Raw genomic sequence first — 17,261 nt, 5'->3', positions numbered from 1 at the left:
GGAGGTGGATCAGGCCGAGAGTGTCGGCCAGGGACGTACGGCGCTCGCCGGCCGCTCACTCTCGAAGAAGTGCGCGGCCGCCAGAGCGAGACGATCTTCATATCGGGCTGCAGCGATCTGCACACCGACGGGGCTGCCGGCCTCAGTGAATCCTCCGTTGACGCTGACTGCCGGCTGTCCTGACATGTTGTAGGTTACGCAGAATCCGATATGCGACATGGGATCGTTCACATCGTTGCTCGGCATCGGCCACTCTGCAGGGAACGCCGCACCGGGTGAGACCGGCGAGAGGATGACGTCCACATCTGCAGTCGCTGCGATCGTGCGCCGTGCGACGTCCAACTGCGCATCATGCGAGCGCAGAGCATCCTCACCGCTGATGCCGTGGCCTCCACGGCACCACTCGGCGATGAACGGCAGCAGCAGCTTGCGGCGCTCGGGATCCATTCTGCAGTAGTCGTTCCAGTGACCGATGCGCCAGAAGAGGTCGATGAGGTCGATCGTTCCGCTCTCGAGGAAGGGAGGGATCTCGACGATGGTCGCCCCGGCCCGCTCGAAGACCTCTGCCGCCTGTCGCACGACATCCAGCACCTCGGGGTCGGCCGCAGCCCCGTCGCCGACGTCGAGCACGAGGCCGATGCGTCGACCTGCCGGGTCGAACGTGAGATCGGCCCAGTCGATGCGCTGTTTCGGCAGACTGTAGGGGTCACGGTCGTCGGGGCCGGCGAGCGCACCGGTGGCCAACGCGAGGTCGGCGACGCTGCGCCCCATCGGCCCGATGTGCCGACCGAAGTACGGCGGATCGACCGCGATGCGACCGAACGTGGGTTTGAAGCCTGCGACTCCGCACCAAGATGCGGGCAGTCGCACCGAGCCGCCGATGTCTGACCCCAAGTTGATCGGGGCGTAGCCGATCGCCGCCGCAGCGCCGCCGCCGCTGCTCGAACCTCCCGGGCTCCAGGCCAGATTCCACGGATTGCGCACCGTCTCATGCAGTGACGAGACGCCCGATGAGAGCATTCCGAGCTCTGGCATCGTCGTGCGCCCCAGAATGATGGCGCCTTCGCTCTGCAGCCGTTCGATGACGGGAGCGTTCGACTCAGCGGGAACCGGGGTCGTGGCCGCCGAGCCCCATGGCGTCGGGCGGCCTTTGACCTTCTGATTCTCTTTCAGCGTAACGGGCACGCCGTCGAGCGGCCCGAGAGCGTGGCCGCTGGCCCAGCGTCTCGCCGATTCCTGTGCTGCCTCAAGAGCCTCCTCGGGAAAGCTGTCGTATATGGCGTGCAGCGCAGGTTCGCTCTTCTCGATCAGCTCGAAGCTGGCCGAGACGACGGCCTGCGGCTCGAGATCGCCCTCTTTGTAGGCGGCGACCAGTTCGGCAGCCGAAAGCCCGGTCAGGCTGGTGCCGCCGGGTTCTGCGGCCGGGTCATGTGTTGTCGAAGCAGACATCTTTGCGATCAACTCCTCGGTTGTGATGAGTCCATCGTCGGGGTCGTTTGTTACCAGCCAGTGTCAGACAACAGCCAAGTGTGTTACTGATCAGACCAGTAGCACGAGTCCACTGCTCACTGACGCGCTGTTGGTCAAAACCACCCCGCGAGCGCTGTATCGTACGTATATGGCTTCTGTCTCAGTGATCGTGCCTGCAAGCGGGCAGGCTGCACGGCTGCGTCACGTGCTCAAAGACCTCGAGGCGCAGACGCTGCGCCCCATGGAGATCATCGTCGTGACCTCTGCGAATCAGACCGAGCTCGAGCATCAGCTTGACCTCGCCAATCTGCAGGCTCGGGTGATCGGCGTCGCGCACGGAGCCGACGAGGCAGACGCCCTCAACGTCGGCGTGAGTTCGTCACACGGCGATCTCGTCGTCGTGCACCCAGAGAGCGCGTCATGGGCACCCACCGTGCTCGAGTCGGCGACCGACTGGCTGCAGTCACACCCCGCGATGGATGCCGTGGGCGTCTCCGCCTCCACCGGCGAGTCCGCCGTCTCAGGCTCCACTGCCCCACTCGTTTATCGGCGCACGTCACATGCCGTGCTCGGCTACTATCGCGCCCCCGAACACGGCAATGAGACCGTCGCAGAGAACTGGCTCAGGCGCCTGAACGACCGGAACCCCGTGTACGCGCTGCCGAATACGGTCACCGGGCACGGCGAACCACAGCTGCTGCTCGCCGGCGACTCGACGTCTGCCGAAAGCGCTGTGCGCATGGCCAAGCAGGGCTTCGCCCGCGTGCGCAGCCTGATCTCCAAGACCGTGACCGGTCGGCTCTCCCCCGCATCGTTCACGACACGCGATGCCGCCGAAGAGCAGGAAGTCGCGCTGCACTCAGCGGTGCGCATCGGTGCCGTCGCGCTCGGGGCGGTCGCCATTGCCGCGATCGCGCTGACCAGCCGTCGACGCCGTCCGAGCGAGCACGCTGACGCCTGAACCTGTCACACGCGTGCCACGCCGCTCCAGCAGCGCGTGCACGACCAACCCGGCCACGAGCGCCCAGAACGCGGCGCCCACACCGAACACGACAATGCCACTGGCTGCCACCAGCATCGTGACGATCGCCTGCGTCTGCTGCCCGGCTGCTTTGAGCGCTGACGTGAGCGCCCCGCCGAACGCCCCGATCAGAGCCAGACCTGCAACGGCCTCGATGAGCCCCTCAGGCGCAATGGCGACGAGAGTCGTGAGCGCACCCGCCGTCGCAGCGAGCACCAGATAGCTGCATCCACAGGTGACGGCCGCGATCCAACGGCGGCTTCTCAGCGGATGCGCATCGGGCCCCGCCGCCAGCGCTGCGGAGATCGCGGCCAGGTTCACGGCATGCCCTCCCGCCGGAGCGGCGACGGCAGTGGCCACCCCGGTCACCAGCATGCTCTCGCGCCACGGCACATCGAATCCGTTGGCACGCATGACGGCGACGCCCGGCACGTTCTGCGACACCATCGTGACGAGGTAGAGCGGTGCCGCGATACCGAGCACTGCTCCGAGGGTGAAGCTGGGCATGGTGAGCGACACCGAGGGCAGCATCGAGGCGAGGGCGAAGGCGGGGGCGACCGATGCATCCACCGAACGCCCGACGCCCATCGCGAAGGCCACGGCGATCGCCAGCGCAAGCGCGAACGCGGTGGGCACGGCCCACTTGGGTGCGAGTCTCAGCAGCACCAGCCACACCACGATCACCGGTGCGACCGCAAGGGGCGAGACGGTCAGGGCGTGCACAGGGGCAAGGCAGAGCGGCAGCAGCACGCCGGCGAGCATCGCCTGAGCGAGGGCCGCGGGAATGCGCGCGATGAGGTCGCTGAGCCCGCGCCAGAGGCCGGTGAGCAGAATCAGTACGGCGACGACGAGAAAGGCGCCGACTGCCGCTGACCATGCAGCGGGGTCTGCACTGGGGGATGCGCCGGTGAGGCTCGAGCCTGCAGCGCCGGCAAGCAGAGCTGCGCCCGGCGTCGACCAGGCGAGGGTGATCGGGCTGCGGTGTCGCAGCGCGAGCCAGATGATCCCGAGGCCCTGCACAAGGCAGAGCGCGACGAGACCTGAGGTCGCCTGATCGAGGTCGGCGCCCACGGCGCGCAGGCCGGCGATCACGATGGCCGACGAGCTGGTGAAGCCGACCAGAGCCGTGGTGACGCCCGCGAGAATCGGCTGGAGGCTGCCTGAGCCTGTGCCCTCTCGTGTGGCCGCGTGGGACTGTTCCATATATGGAACATAGCGCCACGTCGGCGCACCGCCAAACTCGCAGCCCGGCCAACCTCGCAGCACCGCCGAGCTCGCATCCCTGCCAAGTTCCCAGCACTGGCAACCTGACAGCTCTGGCATACTCACAGCACTGGCGAAGGCGGTGCGCCGACAGCCGGTGCTACTCGCTGACGCGACGCCGCAGCAGCATGACGCAGAGTCCGATCGTCAGCGCGACGCCGGCTGCACCGAGGCAGGGCCACACCCACTCTCCGCTTCCGCCGGTGTGCGCCAACGCATCGTTTGAGGTTTCGGCTGCCGTCTCAGACGGTGCTCCGCCGTGACTCGCCTCGGCCACATCGTTCGCGGGCGTCTGTGCCGGATTCGTGGGAGCCGGGTCTGTCGGAGCCGGGCCTGTGGGTTCCGGGTCTGTGGGCTCCGGGTCTGTGGGCTCCGGATCGACCGGCGTAGGGTCGACCGGCGTGACCGCAGACTCGACCTTGAGCGACACGACGCGCACCGAGGGCCTGGTGTCGTCCCAGGTGAAGAGCGCGGGGGCACCGATTGCGAACTGCACCGTAGTGCTCTGTCGGGCAGGGTCCTCAGTGAGGTCGGCGAACGACCTCCCAAGGTGCTCGCCCGCGCCGGTGCCCATGATCACCGCAGCCCCGGGGACCGCCTCGTCGGCGTTCACAAGATCGGCGGCATTCAGCACACCCGTCGTCGAAGTCGGCAGGGCACCCGTCACCAGTGCGTGCGAATCGAGCGCGACCGCGTATCCGGCGCCGTCCAGATCTCCGCTGGGTGACCCATCCATACCGCCGACCAGCAGCATCGACCGATTCTGCATGCGTGCAGCGCCAACTGCATGACCGAAGTGATCATCAGAGGCGATGCCGTTGAGCCACCAGCCGCGTTGGGTCTGAACGCCCGATTCGTCAGCCGTGCGCACGCTGAATCCCGCAGTCGCTTCCGGGTCGGTCGTGACCGGGGCGTCGGAGTCTGAGCCGAGCACGACGACGGCGCTGCCGGTCTTCGGGGCGTCGGAGTCGCCGCCCAGCATCACATCGTCGAAGCCGTCGGCGTTGATGTCGCCGATGGAGACCGCCGATCCTCCCAACAGGTCATAGCCGCGCTTGGGCCCTTCGATCCGATAGCCGGGCACCGCACCTGCCCCCACCTGCACAGACTGCCGAACGTCAGTCAGCACCCAGTTCACCCCCGTCGCGAAACTCTGCACGCCAGGCATCGACCACGAGGCCGACCCGACCAGCAGATCGTCACGGCCGTCGCCGTTCGCATCACCGGCTGACACCGCAGAGACGAGATCGATGCTGTCGGGATCGCCTGAGATCACCGGGGCGTCGAGCTCGTCGAGTGCACTGGTCTGCGGCAGGCCGTCGGCGCTGAGCACAGTGATTCGGCCCCGCGTGTCAGTGACACCGATTTCATCGAACCCGTCGCCATCGACGTCACCGACGCCAATCGCGCGCGTGATCGATCCGGTCACCGTTCGTCCGCGTTCGCCGAGATCATCGAGTGCCACGTCGCCGAAATCTGCTGCTCCGAAGACGATGCTGAGCGACCTGCCCTGCCGCACCACGGCGAGATCGTCATAGCCGTCTGCATTGACATCACCGGCACAGCGAAGATCCGATCCGGTGCCCCAGTCGCTGTCGTTGATGCGCACGGGGCGGAGGTCGGTCACCGAAGAGCCGCTCTCTGCAGCACTCGCAGTGTCGTCGAGCAGCACGTACGCGGCACTGGACTCGGCGTCGCCGTAGCCGAACATCGCGAAGTTGCCGATGCCCAGGTCTGGCCGGCCATTGCCGTTGACGTCACATCGAACCTGCGACATCGTGGCGCCGAAGCCCGTCGACTCCTGCCCGACAATCGTCGCGTCATGTGTCACGTCGACGGCGGCTGCTGCAGCATATGCCGCCTGCGGCATACTTGCGGGCACTGCGCTGCCGAGCGCCACCGCCAGCGCGGCACAGGTCAGCGTTCGAGCACGCGAACGTGCGGGGATGATAGACGTCTTCGTCATTTGACTGCTCTCTACGGGGGTTCGAGATCTCGCATGGGCGTTGCCTGCAAGCACAAGCACAAGCACAACCGTGAGAGATTAGCATGACCTTGGCAAGGCCGCACTCTCTTTCAACAGGTGACCTCTCTGTGTCTGCCGTCGCTAGACTGCGAGCATGACCTCCCGTGCGACGACCCCTCCGCCGGGCCGTGCGGCGCAGACGCGCATGGTTCCTGCGTCAGGTGGCGCATTGCCGCAGAGCCGTGAACCAGCGGCAGCCGTTCTGCCAGACCTCGCTGCAATCGGCGAACGCATCCGCAGCCTGCGCAGCGAACGCGCGATGTCGCTGCGAGCGCTGGCCGAGGCGTCCGGCGTCGGAGTGGCCTCCCTCTCGCAGCTGGAGAACGGCCAGCGCAACCCGACGCTCGCGACCCTCTATGCGCTCGCGGGTGCGCTGGGAGCTCCGCTTGCCCTGTTGCTGGATGCTCGAGCCGGCTCGTCAGTCGGGGGCCCGGGGGTCTCGGTGCGGCTGCTCGACACTGACGTCATCGGGGTCGACAGCGACAGCAGCGCACAGGTCACGATCGAGGTGTACCGACTGCACCTCGACAGTGGGGCCTCTCGCCGCTCCCCTGCACACGGCCCCGGCGTCGTCGAACACGTGCAGGTGCTCACCGGGATGCTGCGCGCGGGTCGTGAGGGTGAGGAGCGCGAAGCCTCAGCGGGGCAGAACCTGGAGTGGGTCAGCGATTGCCCGCACACCTACCGCGCGGTGAGTGGCCCGGTCGAAGCCGTGCTGGTAATCACCACTCCGCTCGTCTGACCGGGTGTTCCTGCCACGCGCCTTCACCCCACTCGCCGCGCTTGCGGCCCCCTCTGCAGCCGGCCCCCACGCAGCAGCCCAGACCCGAGCGACCACTGCAGCCACCCCAGCCACCGCAGCCACGCATCCGCCTCAGCCGCCCCAGCCGCCTCAGCCGCCGCACCTGTGTAGCGAAATTCGTGGCAAACCAGCGCTCTAACCACAAATGTCGCTGCACAGTCACGCTGCACAGTCACGCTGCGCCGTCACACTACACAGTCACGCTGCGCAGTCGCGTGGTGCCATCGCGCTAGGCCTGGTGCTGGTCGAGAAAGCGCTTCGGCACCTCGGGCTCGCCGAGACCGAGCATCAGCCGGTTCGCCCAGTTGAAGAACGCAGCGCCGTTGATGATGTCGATCACCTGCAGATCGTCGAGACCAGCCGTGCGCAGCACGTCGACATCGGCCTCGCCGAACTCGAGCGGGCTGAGCGTGAGCACCGCCGAGGCGCGCTCGATGGCGTTCCAGAGGTCGTCACCCAGGTCGGTGGCAGCTCCCCCGTTCAGCGCACCGGCCCCCACGCCTCGATCGAGCAGACGCTGCACGTCGGCCTGGCGTGAAGCCCCGGCGGCCTCCGACTCGTGACTGGCCCGGGCCGAATGCACCGAAGCGCAGTAGACACAGCCGTTCACTCGCGAGGTCACCGTCGCCGAGAGCTCGCGCTCGGCCCGGCCGATGCCGTCGTCGACGTTGAAGAAGATGTCCATGTCGGTCAGCGTGCGCGCCTCGAGGGCATCGGGGTCACGCACCAAGAGCCGGAAGTACGGGTTCTTCGCGCGCAGATCCTCCACCAGCGCCTCGCGGTGCCGATCAGTGAGCTCGTCTTCGGCGAGCGGCTCAAGCCACGGCACCCAGCCCAGCGAATGCTGCACGAAGTGCGTCGGCCGAGCGAGCTCGGGATAGATGTGCACCGGCGTACCGACCGTGCCCAGCGTGTCAGCCGGCAGCGATGCGGGCTCGCCCGTGGCATCCACCGCTGCTGCGTGCGCCTCGTCGGTGAGCGCGATCACGTCGGCGTTCTCATCGGTCGCAACCGACCCCGGCGGCGCCGCGTCGGGCGCGATGGCGGATGCCGGAGCCGGAACCGTACCGGCCAGCGCCCGCAGCCCCCATGCGCTGCGCAGCTGGAACGCGAGAAAGGCGATGAGCTGCTCCAGACTGACCAGGTCGGTGGTCGACCATCCGGCCTCGCTGAGCGGCACGAGCATCTCGGGTCGCGAGTCACGCGGGTGCAGTACCAGAATCTGCGCAAGCTGGAAAGCAGTCGACAGACGCGCACCGAGGGCATCGCGCTGCTCGTCGGTCAGACGCAGGTCGGGGCCGGGACGATTCTCGTTCGCCAGCTGCGGCTCGCGATAGATGCCGAACGGCCCCTGCACACGGTTGTTCGTCACGACCTCGTCGATGATGCCCGACAGCCGCTTGACCGCGGTCTCGTCTTCGATCGCGTCAGAGAGCAGATCGCGATAGAAGCTGCTGGCCTCGTCGAAGCCGTGCAGACCAGCCACCAGCGTCGCTACCGCATAGCGCTCGTCGTAGCCGAACGTGCCGGGCTGCTCGGGCTCGAGCAGAGCCGCGAAACTGCGCTGAGCGTTCTCGCGCGCCTGCTGCCGATGGCTGCGCAGCTCGTCGAGAGCGCTGCCGGGCGTGATGCCGGCCAGCTGGTCGATGATGTCGACGTTCGGTTCAGTCATGATCGTTCCTTGTCTCGGGGATGCTGCGGTGCCGGTGCGGCGAAGTCGTGCGCTGGTCTGATGCTGGGTCGTGCTGTGCCGTGGCTCACTCGGGCAGGGTCACAGCGGTCACGCAGCCATGCTCACTCGAGTGTTTCACGTGAAACACTCTTCGTGAAGGGCAGGCGACGTCCTGGGATCGCCGCGATGAGCTGCTGAGTGTACTCGGTCTCGGGATTCGCGAAGATGCGCTCCGTGGTACCGGCCTCGACCTGCCGGCCATGGCTGAGCACGCTCACCGTGTCTGAGATCTGCTGCACGACGGCGAGGTCGTGCGAGATGAAGACATAGGTCAGGGCAAGCTCCTGCTGCAGCTTCGAGAGCAGCCGCAGAATCTGCGCCTGCACAGTGACGTCGAGCGCTGAGACCGCCTCATCGAGCACGATAAGCCGCGGCTGCAGCACTAAGGCACGCGCGATGGCCACGCGCTGCAGCTGGCCGCCGCTGAGCTCGCGCGGGCGGCGTTCGAGGGCGTCCTGAGGCAGCGCCACCAGGTCGAGCTGCTCGGCGGCGCTGCGCCGCCGCGACGCTTTGTCGCCGATGCCGAAGTTGGCCAACGGCTCGGCGATGATGTCGCCGATCGTCTGCTTCGGGTCGAGCGAGCTGTACGGGTTCTGATAGACGAGCTGGATGTCTCGGCGCAGCTGTCGGCGCGCCTTGCGGTCCAGCCCGAGAATGTCAGATCCGTCGAAGAGGATGCTGCCCGAGGTCGGAGCGTTGAAGCCGGCGATGCTGCGGCCCGTCGTGGTCTTGCCCGAGCCGGACTCCCCCACGAGCGCATGCGTGGTGCCCGCCCGCACGGCGAACGACACGTCGTCGACCGCGACGAAGGGCTCCTTGCCACGCCCGCCACCGAACTCTTGACGCAGGTGTTCGACGCGCAGCAGCGGAGCATCCGCCGCCGCGGTCGCCGAGGAATCGGGCGACGTCACAGCCGGACGCTTCCAGTGCACGGCCTCGGTGATGTGCGCGAACGAGGGCGCGTCATCGAGCAGCTGTCGGGTGTAGGCGTGCTGAGGGTTCGAGAGCACCTGCACCGCCGAACCGTGCTCGCGCACTTCGCCGTGCTGCATGACCACGACCTGGTCGGCACGATCACCGGCGACGGCGAGATCATGAGTGATGAAGAGGATGCCGGTGCCGTCCTGCGAACGCAGTTCGTCGAGCAGATCGAGAATGCGCTGCTGCACGGTCACATCGAGCGCGCTGGTGGGCTCGTCGGCGATGATCAGACGCGGCTGCAGCGCGATGGCCGCGGCGATGAGCACACGCTGCTTCATGCCGCCGCTGAGCTCGTGCGGGTATTGTCTCGCGCGCAGATCCGGCTGGTCGATGCCGACGCGCTCAAGCAGCTCGAACACGCGCCGGTTTCGGGCGTCCCGATCCTTCCAGCGGTGGATGCGCAGGGCCTCTGACACCGTCTCGCCGATGCGCTTGACGGGGTTGAGCGAGTTGTTCGGATCCTGCGGAATCAGGCCGATCTGACGCCCGCGCACCGCACGCCATTCGCGCGGCCCGAGGTCGGAGAGCACCGACGACGTCGCACGCACCGCGGCACCGTCTTCGGGTCTGTCCATGCTCACCTGATCGCCCACGCGCAGGTCGGGGCCCAGAGTGATGGTGCCGCGCACCAGCTCGGCGTTCGTCGGCAGCAGGCCCATCACGGCCTGCGCCGTGGTCGACTTGCCCGAGCCTGACTCGCCGACGACGGCGGTCACCTCACCGGCGCGCACGCTGAGGTCGATGCCGTGCAGGGCGTCGATGTGTCCGCTGCGAGTGCGGTAGCGCACCGCGAGGTCAGAGATGTTCAGCAGGTCGCTCATTGATCCGCTCCCTTCTGAATGGCCTGGCTCAGTCGGTTGGTGGCCAGCACGACCAGCAGCACGACGATGCCCGGCAGCACGGTGAGCCACCAGGCGGTGGCCACGTAGTTGCGCCCCTCGGCGATCAGCAGCCCCCACTCAGGCGTGGGCGGCGGAGCGCCATAGCCCAGAAAGCCCAGAGTCGAGATCTGCAGAATCGCGCTGCCGAACTGCAGCGCCGCGAGAGCCAGCACCGGGGCCAGCGAGTTGGGCAGAATGTGCCTGAGCAGCACGGTGCCGAAGGTGCCGCCGCTGCCGTAGGCCGCCTCGACGTACTCGCTCGCACGCACCTGCATCACCCGCGAGCGCGCCAGCCGTGCGAACGTGGCCACCGAGGTGACGCCCACCGCGATGGCGGCGTTGGTCGTGCCGAAGCCCAGCAGAATGATCACGCTGAGCGACAGCAGCAGACCCGGAATCGACAGCAGCACGTCGACGATGCGCATGAGCACGGCATCCACCGCCCCGCCGCGGGCACCCGCGAACAGACCGATCAGGCTGCCGACGACGAGGCCGACCAGCACGGCGATCAGCGCACCGCTGAGCGACTGCACGGCGCCGTGCACGACGCGCGTATAGAGATCGCGGCCGGTCTGATCGGTGCCGAACCAGTGCTGGGCGCTGGGGGCCTGCAGCGAGACGCCGGATGCCACGGTCGGGTCACCGGGGGCGAAGAGACCCGGCATGACGGCCCAGAGCACCGCGATGAACAGCACCAGCAGCGAGAGCAGCACTGTGGGTGTGCGCCAGATGCGTTTCATGACCGCACCTCCTTGCGCAGACGAGCGTCGAAGACCGGGTAGAGCAGATCGACGATCAGGTTGATGATCACGAACACGGCTGCCGAGATGATGACCACGGCCATCAGCACCGGAGTGTCTCGGTTGGCGACTGCCTGTGCGGTGATCTGGCCGATGCCGGCGCGACCGAAGACGGTCTCGGTGACGACCGCGCCGCCGATCAGCTCGCCGAAGAGCAGGCCTGCGATGGTCATGGTCGGCAGCAGCGCGTTCTTCGCGACATTGCGCCAGAGCACCCAGCTGGTGCTCGCGCCGCGAGCGCGCACCACAGTGACGAAGGGCTGCACCCTGACCTCGTCGATGCTGCGAATGAGCACCTGCGCGAGCGGGGCGGCGATCGGAATCGACAGGGTGAGCACCGGCATCACCAGCGACTGCGGGCCGCTTGCGCCGATCAGCGGAATCAGCTTGAGCTGGAACGAGAGCACCTGGATGAGGATGATGCCGATCCAGAACACCGGCACCGAGACGAACAGCGGCGGCAGCGTGCGAAAGATGCGGCGCAACCAGGCGAACGCTCCGAACGTCGAGGTGAAGGCGATCGTCACGGCCAGCAGCACGGCGAGCGCGAAGCCCAACAGCGCGAGCAGCAGCGTCGAGGGCAGGGCCTCTGAGAGCATCGTCGTCACCGCCGACCCGGTCTGCACCGAGTAGCCGAGCTGACCGGTCAGAAACCCGCCGAGCGAGATCAGATAGCGCAGCCAGACCGGCTGATCGGCACCGTACGACCCGCGGATGTCAGCCAGCTGTTCGGGCGAGAGCCCGAGTTCGGGGCTGGCGTAGCGGGCCACTACGGCGTCTCCGGGCAGGGCGGCTAGCAGCACGAAGGCCACGGTGTATGCGGCCAGCAGCACCAGCAGCGCCTGCCCGGCACGACGCAGAATGTAACTCATCTGAGGCGATTCACCACTTGTCTGTGTTCAGCTCTACTTGTTCAGCCAGGTGCTGTAGAAGTCCGGTCGGCCCACGGCCTCGGTCTTGAAGCCCTGCACGTACGACTGCAGGCCGAAGACCTGCGGCTCTTCGAAGATGGGCAGCACGTAGGCCTGCTCGCTGAGGTAGTCCTGCACCGCCTGGCTGGCGGCCTCGCGCTCCGGAGCGGTGGGCTTCGACGCGACGTCCTGCAGCAGCTGCTCCAGGTGCGCGTCGCCGTAGCTGCCGTCAGTCTTGTTCAGGTTCAGCAGCGTGTTGCGGTTGTCGCCGGCGAACTGGCTCTTGATCACGTCGTAGTCGGCACGACCGACCATTGAGTGGTACACCTGCACGGTGTCCTGATCGAGCGATGCAGCGGTCTGCGCAGCCTGATCGCCCTGATAGAGCTCAACCTCGATGCCGATCTGCTTGAGCTGCTCCTGAATCTTGGTGACGACCTCTTTCGAGCGCGGCTGCGGCAGCGCCTCATTGAACGTCAGAGACAGGCGCTGGCCGTCTTTCTGACGAATGCCGTCGGCCCCCGGCGCCCAACCGGCCTCGTCGAGCAGCTGCTTCGCCTTGTCCTGGTCGTACACGTAGTTCGACGACTGGTCTTTGTATCCGGCAGCGCTCTTCGCCAGCGACGAGGTCGCCAGCGGGTACGAACCGGTGAACAGCGAATCAACGATGTTCTGACGGTCGATGCCGGCGATGATCGCCTGGCGCACGCGAATGTCGCTCAGACGAGAGTCGCGGAAGCGGAAGTTCAGACCGTTGTTGACTCCGTTCGTGCTGGCGGCAACGAGCTGCAGTCCAGCGCCGGTGATCTGGGCCTCGTCGGGGGCTTCGATCTGGCGGGCGACGTCGGCCTGGCCTGCGACGACCGAGCCGACGCGCACGCTGTCTTCACCGGCGAGCACGAAGTTGATCTGGTCGAGGTATGGGCGACCCTGGTGCTCTGCTGACGGCGGGGCCCAGTTGTAGTCGTCGCGAGCCTTCAGCGTGAGCTGGGTGCCCACTTGCTCGTCTGCGACCACGAAGGGGCCCGATGTGATGATGTCGGTGGCGTGACCAGGGCCGAAATCCTCATTCGATTTGTCGAGTGTGGCGTTGGCGAGCAGACCCGCGTTCAGCGTCGATGTCGCCTGTTCGAAACCGGGAGCCGGCGCGGTGAAGTGGAACTTGACCGTGTGATCGTCGACGACCTCACCATGGTCGTAGTTGTTGATCTGCTCTGACGCCGTCAGTTTGCGCGTCTTGTCGCCCTTACCGAACAGATCGAAGTTCTTCACCACGTTCGCGGCATCGAGCGGAGTGCCGTCGGAGTAGGTCACGCCCTCGCGCAGTTTGAACGTGTACTCGGTGGCGTCGGCGTTGATTTCGGGAAGATCCGTGGCGATCCACGGCTTCAGCTCGAGCGTCTGGGGATCCTGATAGAGCAGACGGTCAGTGATGTTGTTGACGATGCCGCCGTTGGGGTAGAAGCCGGCCGCGGGTGGGTAGAGACCCGTGAACGTCTGCGGCTCGAGATAGGTCAGTGTGCCACCGGTCTTCGGGTCACCGGCTTGCTGAGAGGTCCCAGAGCCACCCGACGAGCATCCGGCGAGCAGTGAGACAGAAGCGGCGACTGCAGCTGATGCGAGCAGTGCGCGACGCAGACGAGAGGTGCGCATGGTGACTCCTTCGATATCGGGGGAACTGACATAGTTCACCCGACAGCGTTCGATCGCGCCACCTTTCACGTCACAAACTGAAACAGTGCGACACTGGGTTTCGACGCGTACGTAAGGTTCTTCAGTGCACACCACGAATCCCCTCCTCTCTTCACGCGCGGCCGAGACTCGCCCGGCCTCCGCCTCTCGCGCATCCATCGCCGTCGTCGGCGTCGGCCCTCGCGGCGTCTCGCTGATCGAGCGTCTGGGTGCCGCCATCAGCGTCGCGCAGAGCGCACACCCGGCAGACACCCCAGCCCCGATCGATCTGCACCTCGTCGACGATCAGCAGCTGGGCGCCGGTCGCATCTGGCGCACCGATCAGACGCGCACACTGTGCATGAACACGCTCGCAGGTGCCGTAACGCTCTTCACCGAGCCCGGCGCGACCGTCGAGGGGCCGGTTCGCGAGGGGCCCACGATGTACGAATGGGTGCTGCTCGCGCTCGACGCCGCACGCCGTGCGGGCATCGCGGCGACCGGGGATGCCACCTCGGCCGACCCCTTCGTCTCGGCGGATGCTGCGGCCGGGTTCGCCGCACACGAACACGATGCGAGCGACACGGGCACGGCGCACGCACCGCATCCGACGCATGCGCTGCACGGTGAGCAGCTCGCACAGATTTCTGAAGCGCATCGACGCGTCTGGGTGGAGCATCCGGCCGATCTGACCGCGCTGTCGCCGGTGCTCGACGAGATGGCCCGCACACGCCCCGAGTCGAACCCGACGCGTGCGCTCTATGGCGAGTACATCCGCTGGTGCCTGGACGTCGCCCTCGCCTGGCTGCCCGACAACGTACAGGTGCACCGCCACCATGCTCGCGTCGTCGGTCTCGCCGCTGCAGGGGCCGAAGCGGCCGGCATCGGTGAAATCGCCGGCGATGACGCCGACATCCTCACGCTCAGCGACGGCGAGCGCATCCGCGCCACGGCGACCGTGATCTCGGGCGGCTGGCTGCGCAACGCGCCCACCGTCGAGGAAGAGGCCCTGCGCCTGGCGACGCACTGGCACCCGGAGCTGGTCTGGATCGCCCCGGACAACCCGATCGACCAGCCGCTCGAGAACGTGCCCGGCGGCGAGACCGCCCTCGTGCGCGGCACGGGCATGGGGTTCTTCGACGCGATGGCGCTGCTCACAATCGAGCGGGGCGGGCGGTTCGAGGTGACCCCCGAGACGCGGTCGGGGCTCACCTACGTGGCCGGCGGCCGCGAGCCGAAGCTGCTCGTCTCGTCGACGCGCGGGTATCCGTTCCTGCCGAAGTCGGAGTACCACTCGCTGCCGCCGAAGGCCGACCTGCATCGGCTCGGCGCGGTCGTCCGTCGGCTCGAGAACGAGGCGGCGGCCGAGGCCCAGACCGGCCGTCTCGTCGGCAGCATCGACTTCGACGCCGAGGTGTGGCCCGCGATCGTGCGCGACGCCTATGAGGCGCACGCCCGCACGCTGGCGCGGGTGCGCCCGCAGGCTCTGCTCGTCGACCTCACCGAGATCGTCCACCTGATCGACACCACCCCGGCCGAGTTCGCCGCGCTCGACGCTGCGCTGGCGCCGGTGATTCCGAACGAAGACGACCGGTTCCATCCGGATCGCCTGATCGCTCCCCTGGCAGGCATCGACACTGCACCACAGGCCAACGCACCACAGACCGAGGCGTCCTCCGCCGACAGGCACGATGTCGCATCCGCCGTCGAAGCGCTCACGCAGCTGATCGGCAATCGTCTGGTCGGCGACCTGCACGAGGCCGAACTCGGCCTGGACAGCCCGATCAAGGCGGGCCTTTGGGCGTTCAGCGCCGCACGCAAGCCCTCGTCGGTGCTCGGTCGCGGTGGGCGCTTCACTTGGGAGTCGCGCTGCGGCCGCTACCACGACCTGATGAGCTTCGGCGGCATGATCGGATCGGGGCCGCCCGCGTTCCGCAGCCGTCAGCTGCTCGCGCTGATCGACGCCGGTCTGGTGCACTTCGTCGGGGCGCACCCCACACTGACGATCGACGAAGGAGGCGACTCGCAGGGGCCCGCGTTCGAGCTGCGCTCGCCCACCACCGGCGGCACGCCTCTTCGCGCCCGCACGCTGATCGACGCGTGGATGCACTCCCCCGACGTGCGCATCTCGGCAGACCCGCTGCTCTCGAGCCTGCGTGCGGATGCTCGCGTGCGCCCGCATGAGCTGCGCCGCGCCGACGGCACTCGTCTTGAAGGCATCGCCCCCGATATCGATGTGGCGACGGGCTTGGTCGTGCATGCCGACGGCGAACTCGATGCGCGGGTGCACGTGGCGGGCATCCCGCTCAACGAGCTGCTCGGCGACGCGGTGATCAGCCCGATGCCCGGCACCGATCCGACGATGCTGCGCGAGACCGATCGCGTGGCTCGCAGTCTGGTGGCACAGGGGCTGTAGGGGCTGCGGGGCTGCGGGTCGGGGGCTCAGGGCTCAGGGCTCAGGGCAAGACTGCCCTGCATCGTTTCGCCGCCGCCAGCACTGTTCCCGGTTCCCGCTGCCGCCAGCGCTGTTCCCGATTCCCGCTGCCGCTAACACCGTTCCCGCCGCCAGCCTCCATCGAGCCATGGCAAATGCTCGGTCACCGCATCCAAACATGGAACTTGGCATGTCTCGATGAGCTACGACGACATTTGCCATGTCTCGACGCCGATGTGCGCACAGGCTGGCCCCTGATCAGCCCATCCGACGGCGCAGACCCCACAGACACACAGACACACAGACCAATGAAACGGCTCAGGCGTCGAAGGCGTCGAGCGTGCGGTCACCGAGCTCGATGCGCGGGCGCACGTCGACATTGGTGATCTGAGTAGATGGCCCGGCATCGACGACGAAACGCACAGCACGAGCAATCTCTGCCGGATCGATGATCTCGTAGACCGGCTTCGGCGCTTTCTCTGCTGCACGGGTCTCAGCACCCGCACTACCTGTGCCACCACGATTCATCTCGTGCAGCATCGGCGTATCGGTCGGGCCCGGGCTCACCGTGGTCACACGCACCCCGGCGTTGGCCTCTTCTTTGCGCAGCGAGTCGACGACGCCGAAGAGCGCGTGCTTCGACATGGCATAGACGGCATTGCCCGGCTGCGGATTCGACCCTGCCCCCGAGTTGATGAACACCGCGATACCGTGACTCGCCCTGAGCTTCGGCAGCAGTGCCGCAGTGAGCGCCGCCGGTGCGCCGACGTTCAGCGAGAAGTGCCGCTGCCACTCTGCGGCCGGCGCGTCAGCCACCGAGTTGCGGCGCGCAATGGCTGCGGCATGCACGACGACATCCACCCGATCGACGACGGTCGCCAGCTCAGCGATCGCGTCGCGTTCGCCTCTCATGCTGTCGGTGCCGCTGCCGCTGCCGTTCGCCTCGGCGCTGGCCACGTCATCGGCTCGGTCTGATGTGCCGCTGGACTCCCGGCCAGCCGCGCCGTCTGCGACATCACGCATCTCGGCTGCGACTCGCGCGTCGAAGACGGCGGCAAGGTCAGCGGCAAACGGCTCGGCCCCGTGCTCGTGAGCAAGCTGCCGCAGGATGCTCTGGTCGCGCCCGACCGCGATCACACGATGGTCGCGGGCCAAGTCAGCGACGATGAGCCTCCCCATGCCTCCGGTGGCTCCGGTGACGATCGCGACCGGGAGGTCAACGCGGATGCTGTTTGTTGCGGTCTCTGCCATCTCTGCGGCCTTTCTCGT

General features: G+C 67.3%; 12 protein-coding genes. 3 read left to right on the top strand and 9 right to left on the bottom strand.

Annotated features, from left to right (window positions below; genetic code table 11):
* Positions 1–9: 9 nt before the first annotated feature.
* On the bottom strand, positions 10–1,449 hold the full coding sequence (locus F8O08_RS10635) for an amidase (protein ID WP_158043243.1): 1,440 nt from the start codon (positions 1,447–1,449) through the stop codon (positions 10–12).
* A 169-nt stretch (positions 1,450–1,618) separates the two neighbouring features.
* On the opposite strand from F8O08_RS10635, the gene F8O08_RS10630 reads away from it, so the two are divergent.
* On the top strand, positions 1,619–2,431 hold the full coding sequence (locus tag F8O08_RS10630; protein WP_192497772.1) for a glycosyltransferase family A protein: 813 nt from the start codon (positions 1,619–1,621) through the stop codon (positions 2,429–2,431).
* Here F8O08_RS10630 and F8O08_RS10625 read toward each other — a convergent pair.
* Together F8O08_RS10625 and F8O08_RS10620 are read right to left on the bottom strand one after the other, a co-directional pair.
* Positions 2,330–3,694: a benzoate/H(+) symporter BenE family transporter gene (locus tag F8O08_RS10625; RefSeq protein WP_158043241.1), complete on the bottom strand. Its 1,365-nt coding sequence runs from the start codon at positions 3,692–3,694 to the stop codon at positions 2,330–2,332. The genes F8O08_RS10630 and F8O08_RS10625 overlap by 102 nt on opposite strands.
* 160 nt (positions 3,695–3,854) lie before the next feature.
* A complete protein-coding gene (locus F8O08_RS10620) occupies positions 3,855–5,720 on the bottom strand; it encodes an FG-GAP repeat domain-containing protein (protein ID WP_158043240.1) in 1,866 nt (621 codons plus the stop codon).
* A 154-nt stretch (positions 5,721–5,874) separates the two neighbouring features.
* On the opposite strand from F8O08_RS10620, the gene F8O08_RS10615 reads away from it, so the two are divergent.
* Positions 5,875–6,522: a helix-turn-helix domain-containing protein gene (locus F8O08_RS10615; RefSeq protein ID WP_225733637.1), complete on the top strand. Its 648-nt coding sequence runs from the start codon at positions 5,875–5,877 to the stop codon at positions 6,520–6,522.
* Between the two features lie 289 nt (positions 6,523–6,811).
* Here the strand turns inward: F8O08_RS10615 and F8O08_RS11090 are convergent, their stop codons facing one another.
* The 5 genes from F8O08_RS11090 to F8O08_RS10590 all read right to left on the bottom strand — a co-directional run bounded on the left by F8O08_RS11090 (position 6,812) and on the right by F8O08_RS10590 (position 13,540).
* A complete protein-coding gene (locus tag F8O08_RS11090) occupies positions 6,812–8,254 on the bottom strand; it encodes an alkylhydroperoxidase domain protein (protein ID WP_158043239.1) in 1,443 nt (480 codons plus the stop codon).
* A 122-nt stretch (positions 8,255–8,376) separates the two neighbouring features.
* On the bottom strand, positions 8,377–10,116 hold the full coding sequence (locus F8O08_RS10605; RefSeq protein ID WP_158043238.1) for a dipeptide ABC transporter ATP-binding protein: 1,740 nt from the start codon (positions 10,114–10,116) through the stop codon (positions 8,377–8,379).
* A complete protein-coding gene (locus F8O08_RS10600) occupies positions 10,113–10,916 on the bottom strand; it encodes an ABC transporter permease (RefSeq protein ID WP_158043237.1) in 804 nt (267 codons plus the stop codon). Before F8O08_RS10600 ends, F8O08_RS10605 begins: the two co-directional genes overlap by 4 nt.
* Complete coding sequence (locus tag F8O08_RS10595) at positions 10,913–11,848, bottom strand: ABC transporter permease (protein WP_158043236.1); 936 nt, start codon at positions 11,846–11,848, stop codon at positions 10,913–10,915. Before F8O08_RS10595 ends, F8O08_RS10600 begins: the two co-directional genes overlap by 4 nt.
* Positions 11,849–11,881: 33 nt before the next feature.
* A complete protein-coding gene (locus F8O08_RS10590; protein ID WP_158043235.1) occupies positions 11,882–13,540 on the bottom strand; it encodes a TIGR04028 family ABC transporter substrate-binding protein in 1,659 nt (552 codons plus the stop codon).
* A gap of 124 nt (positions 13,541–13,664) precedes the next feature.
* Here F8O08_RS10590 and F8O08_RS10585 point away from each other — a divergent pair, with 124 nt between their 5' ends.
* On the top strand, positions 13,665–15,974 hold the full coding sequence (locus F8O08_RS10585) for an FAD/NAD(P)-binding protein (RefSeq protein WP_158043234.1): 2,310 nt from the start codon (positions 13,665–13,667) through the stop codon (positions 15,972–15,974).
* Positions 15,975–16,310: 336 nt separating this feature from the next.
* On the opposite strand, the gene F8O08_RS10580 is transcribed toward F8O08_RS10585, so the two are convergent.
* A complete protein-coding gene (locus tag F8O08_RS10580; RefSeq protein WP_225733636.1) occupies positions 16,311–17,243 on the bottom strand; it encodes an SDR family NAD(P)-dependent oxidoreductase in 933 nt (310 codons plus the stop codon).
* Positions 17,244–17,261: the final 18 nt, after the last annotated feature.

Source organism: Pseudoclavibacter sp. CFCC 13611 (assembly GCF_008831225.1).
GTDB lineage: Bacteria > Actinomycetota > Actinomycetes > Actinomycetales > Microbacteriaceae > Pseudoclavibacter_A.
Note: the sequence above shows the minus strand (reverse complement) of the source record. Positions and strands in the feature narration are given on the sequence as shown.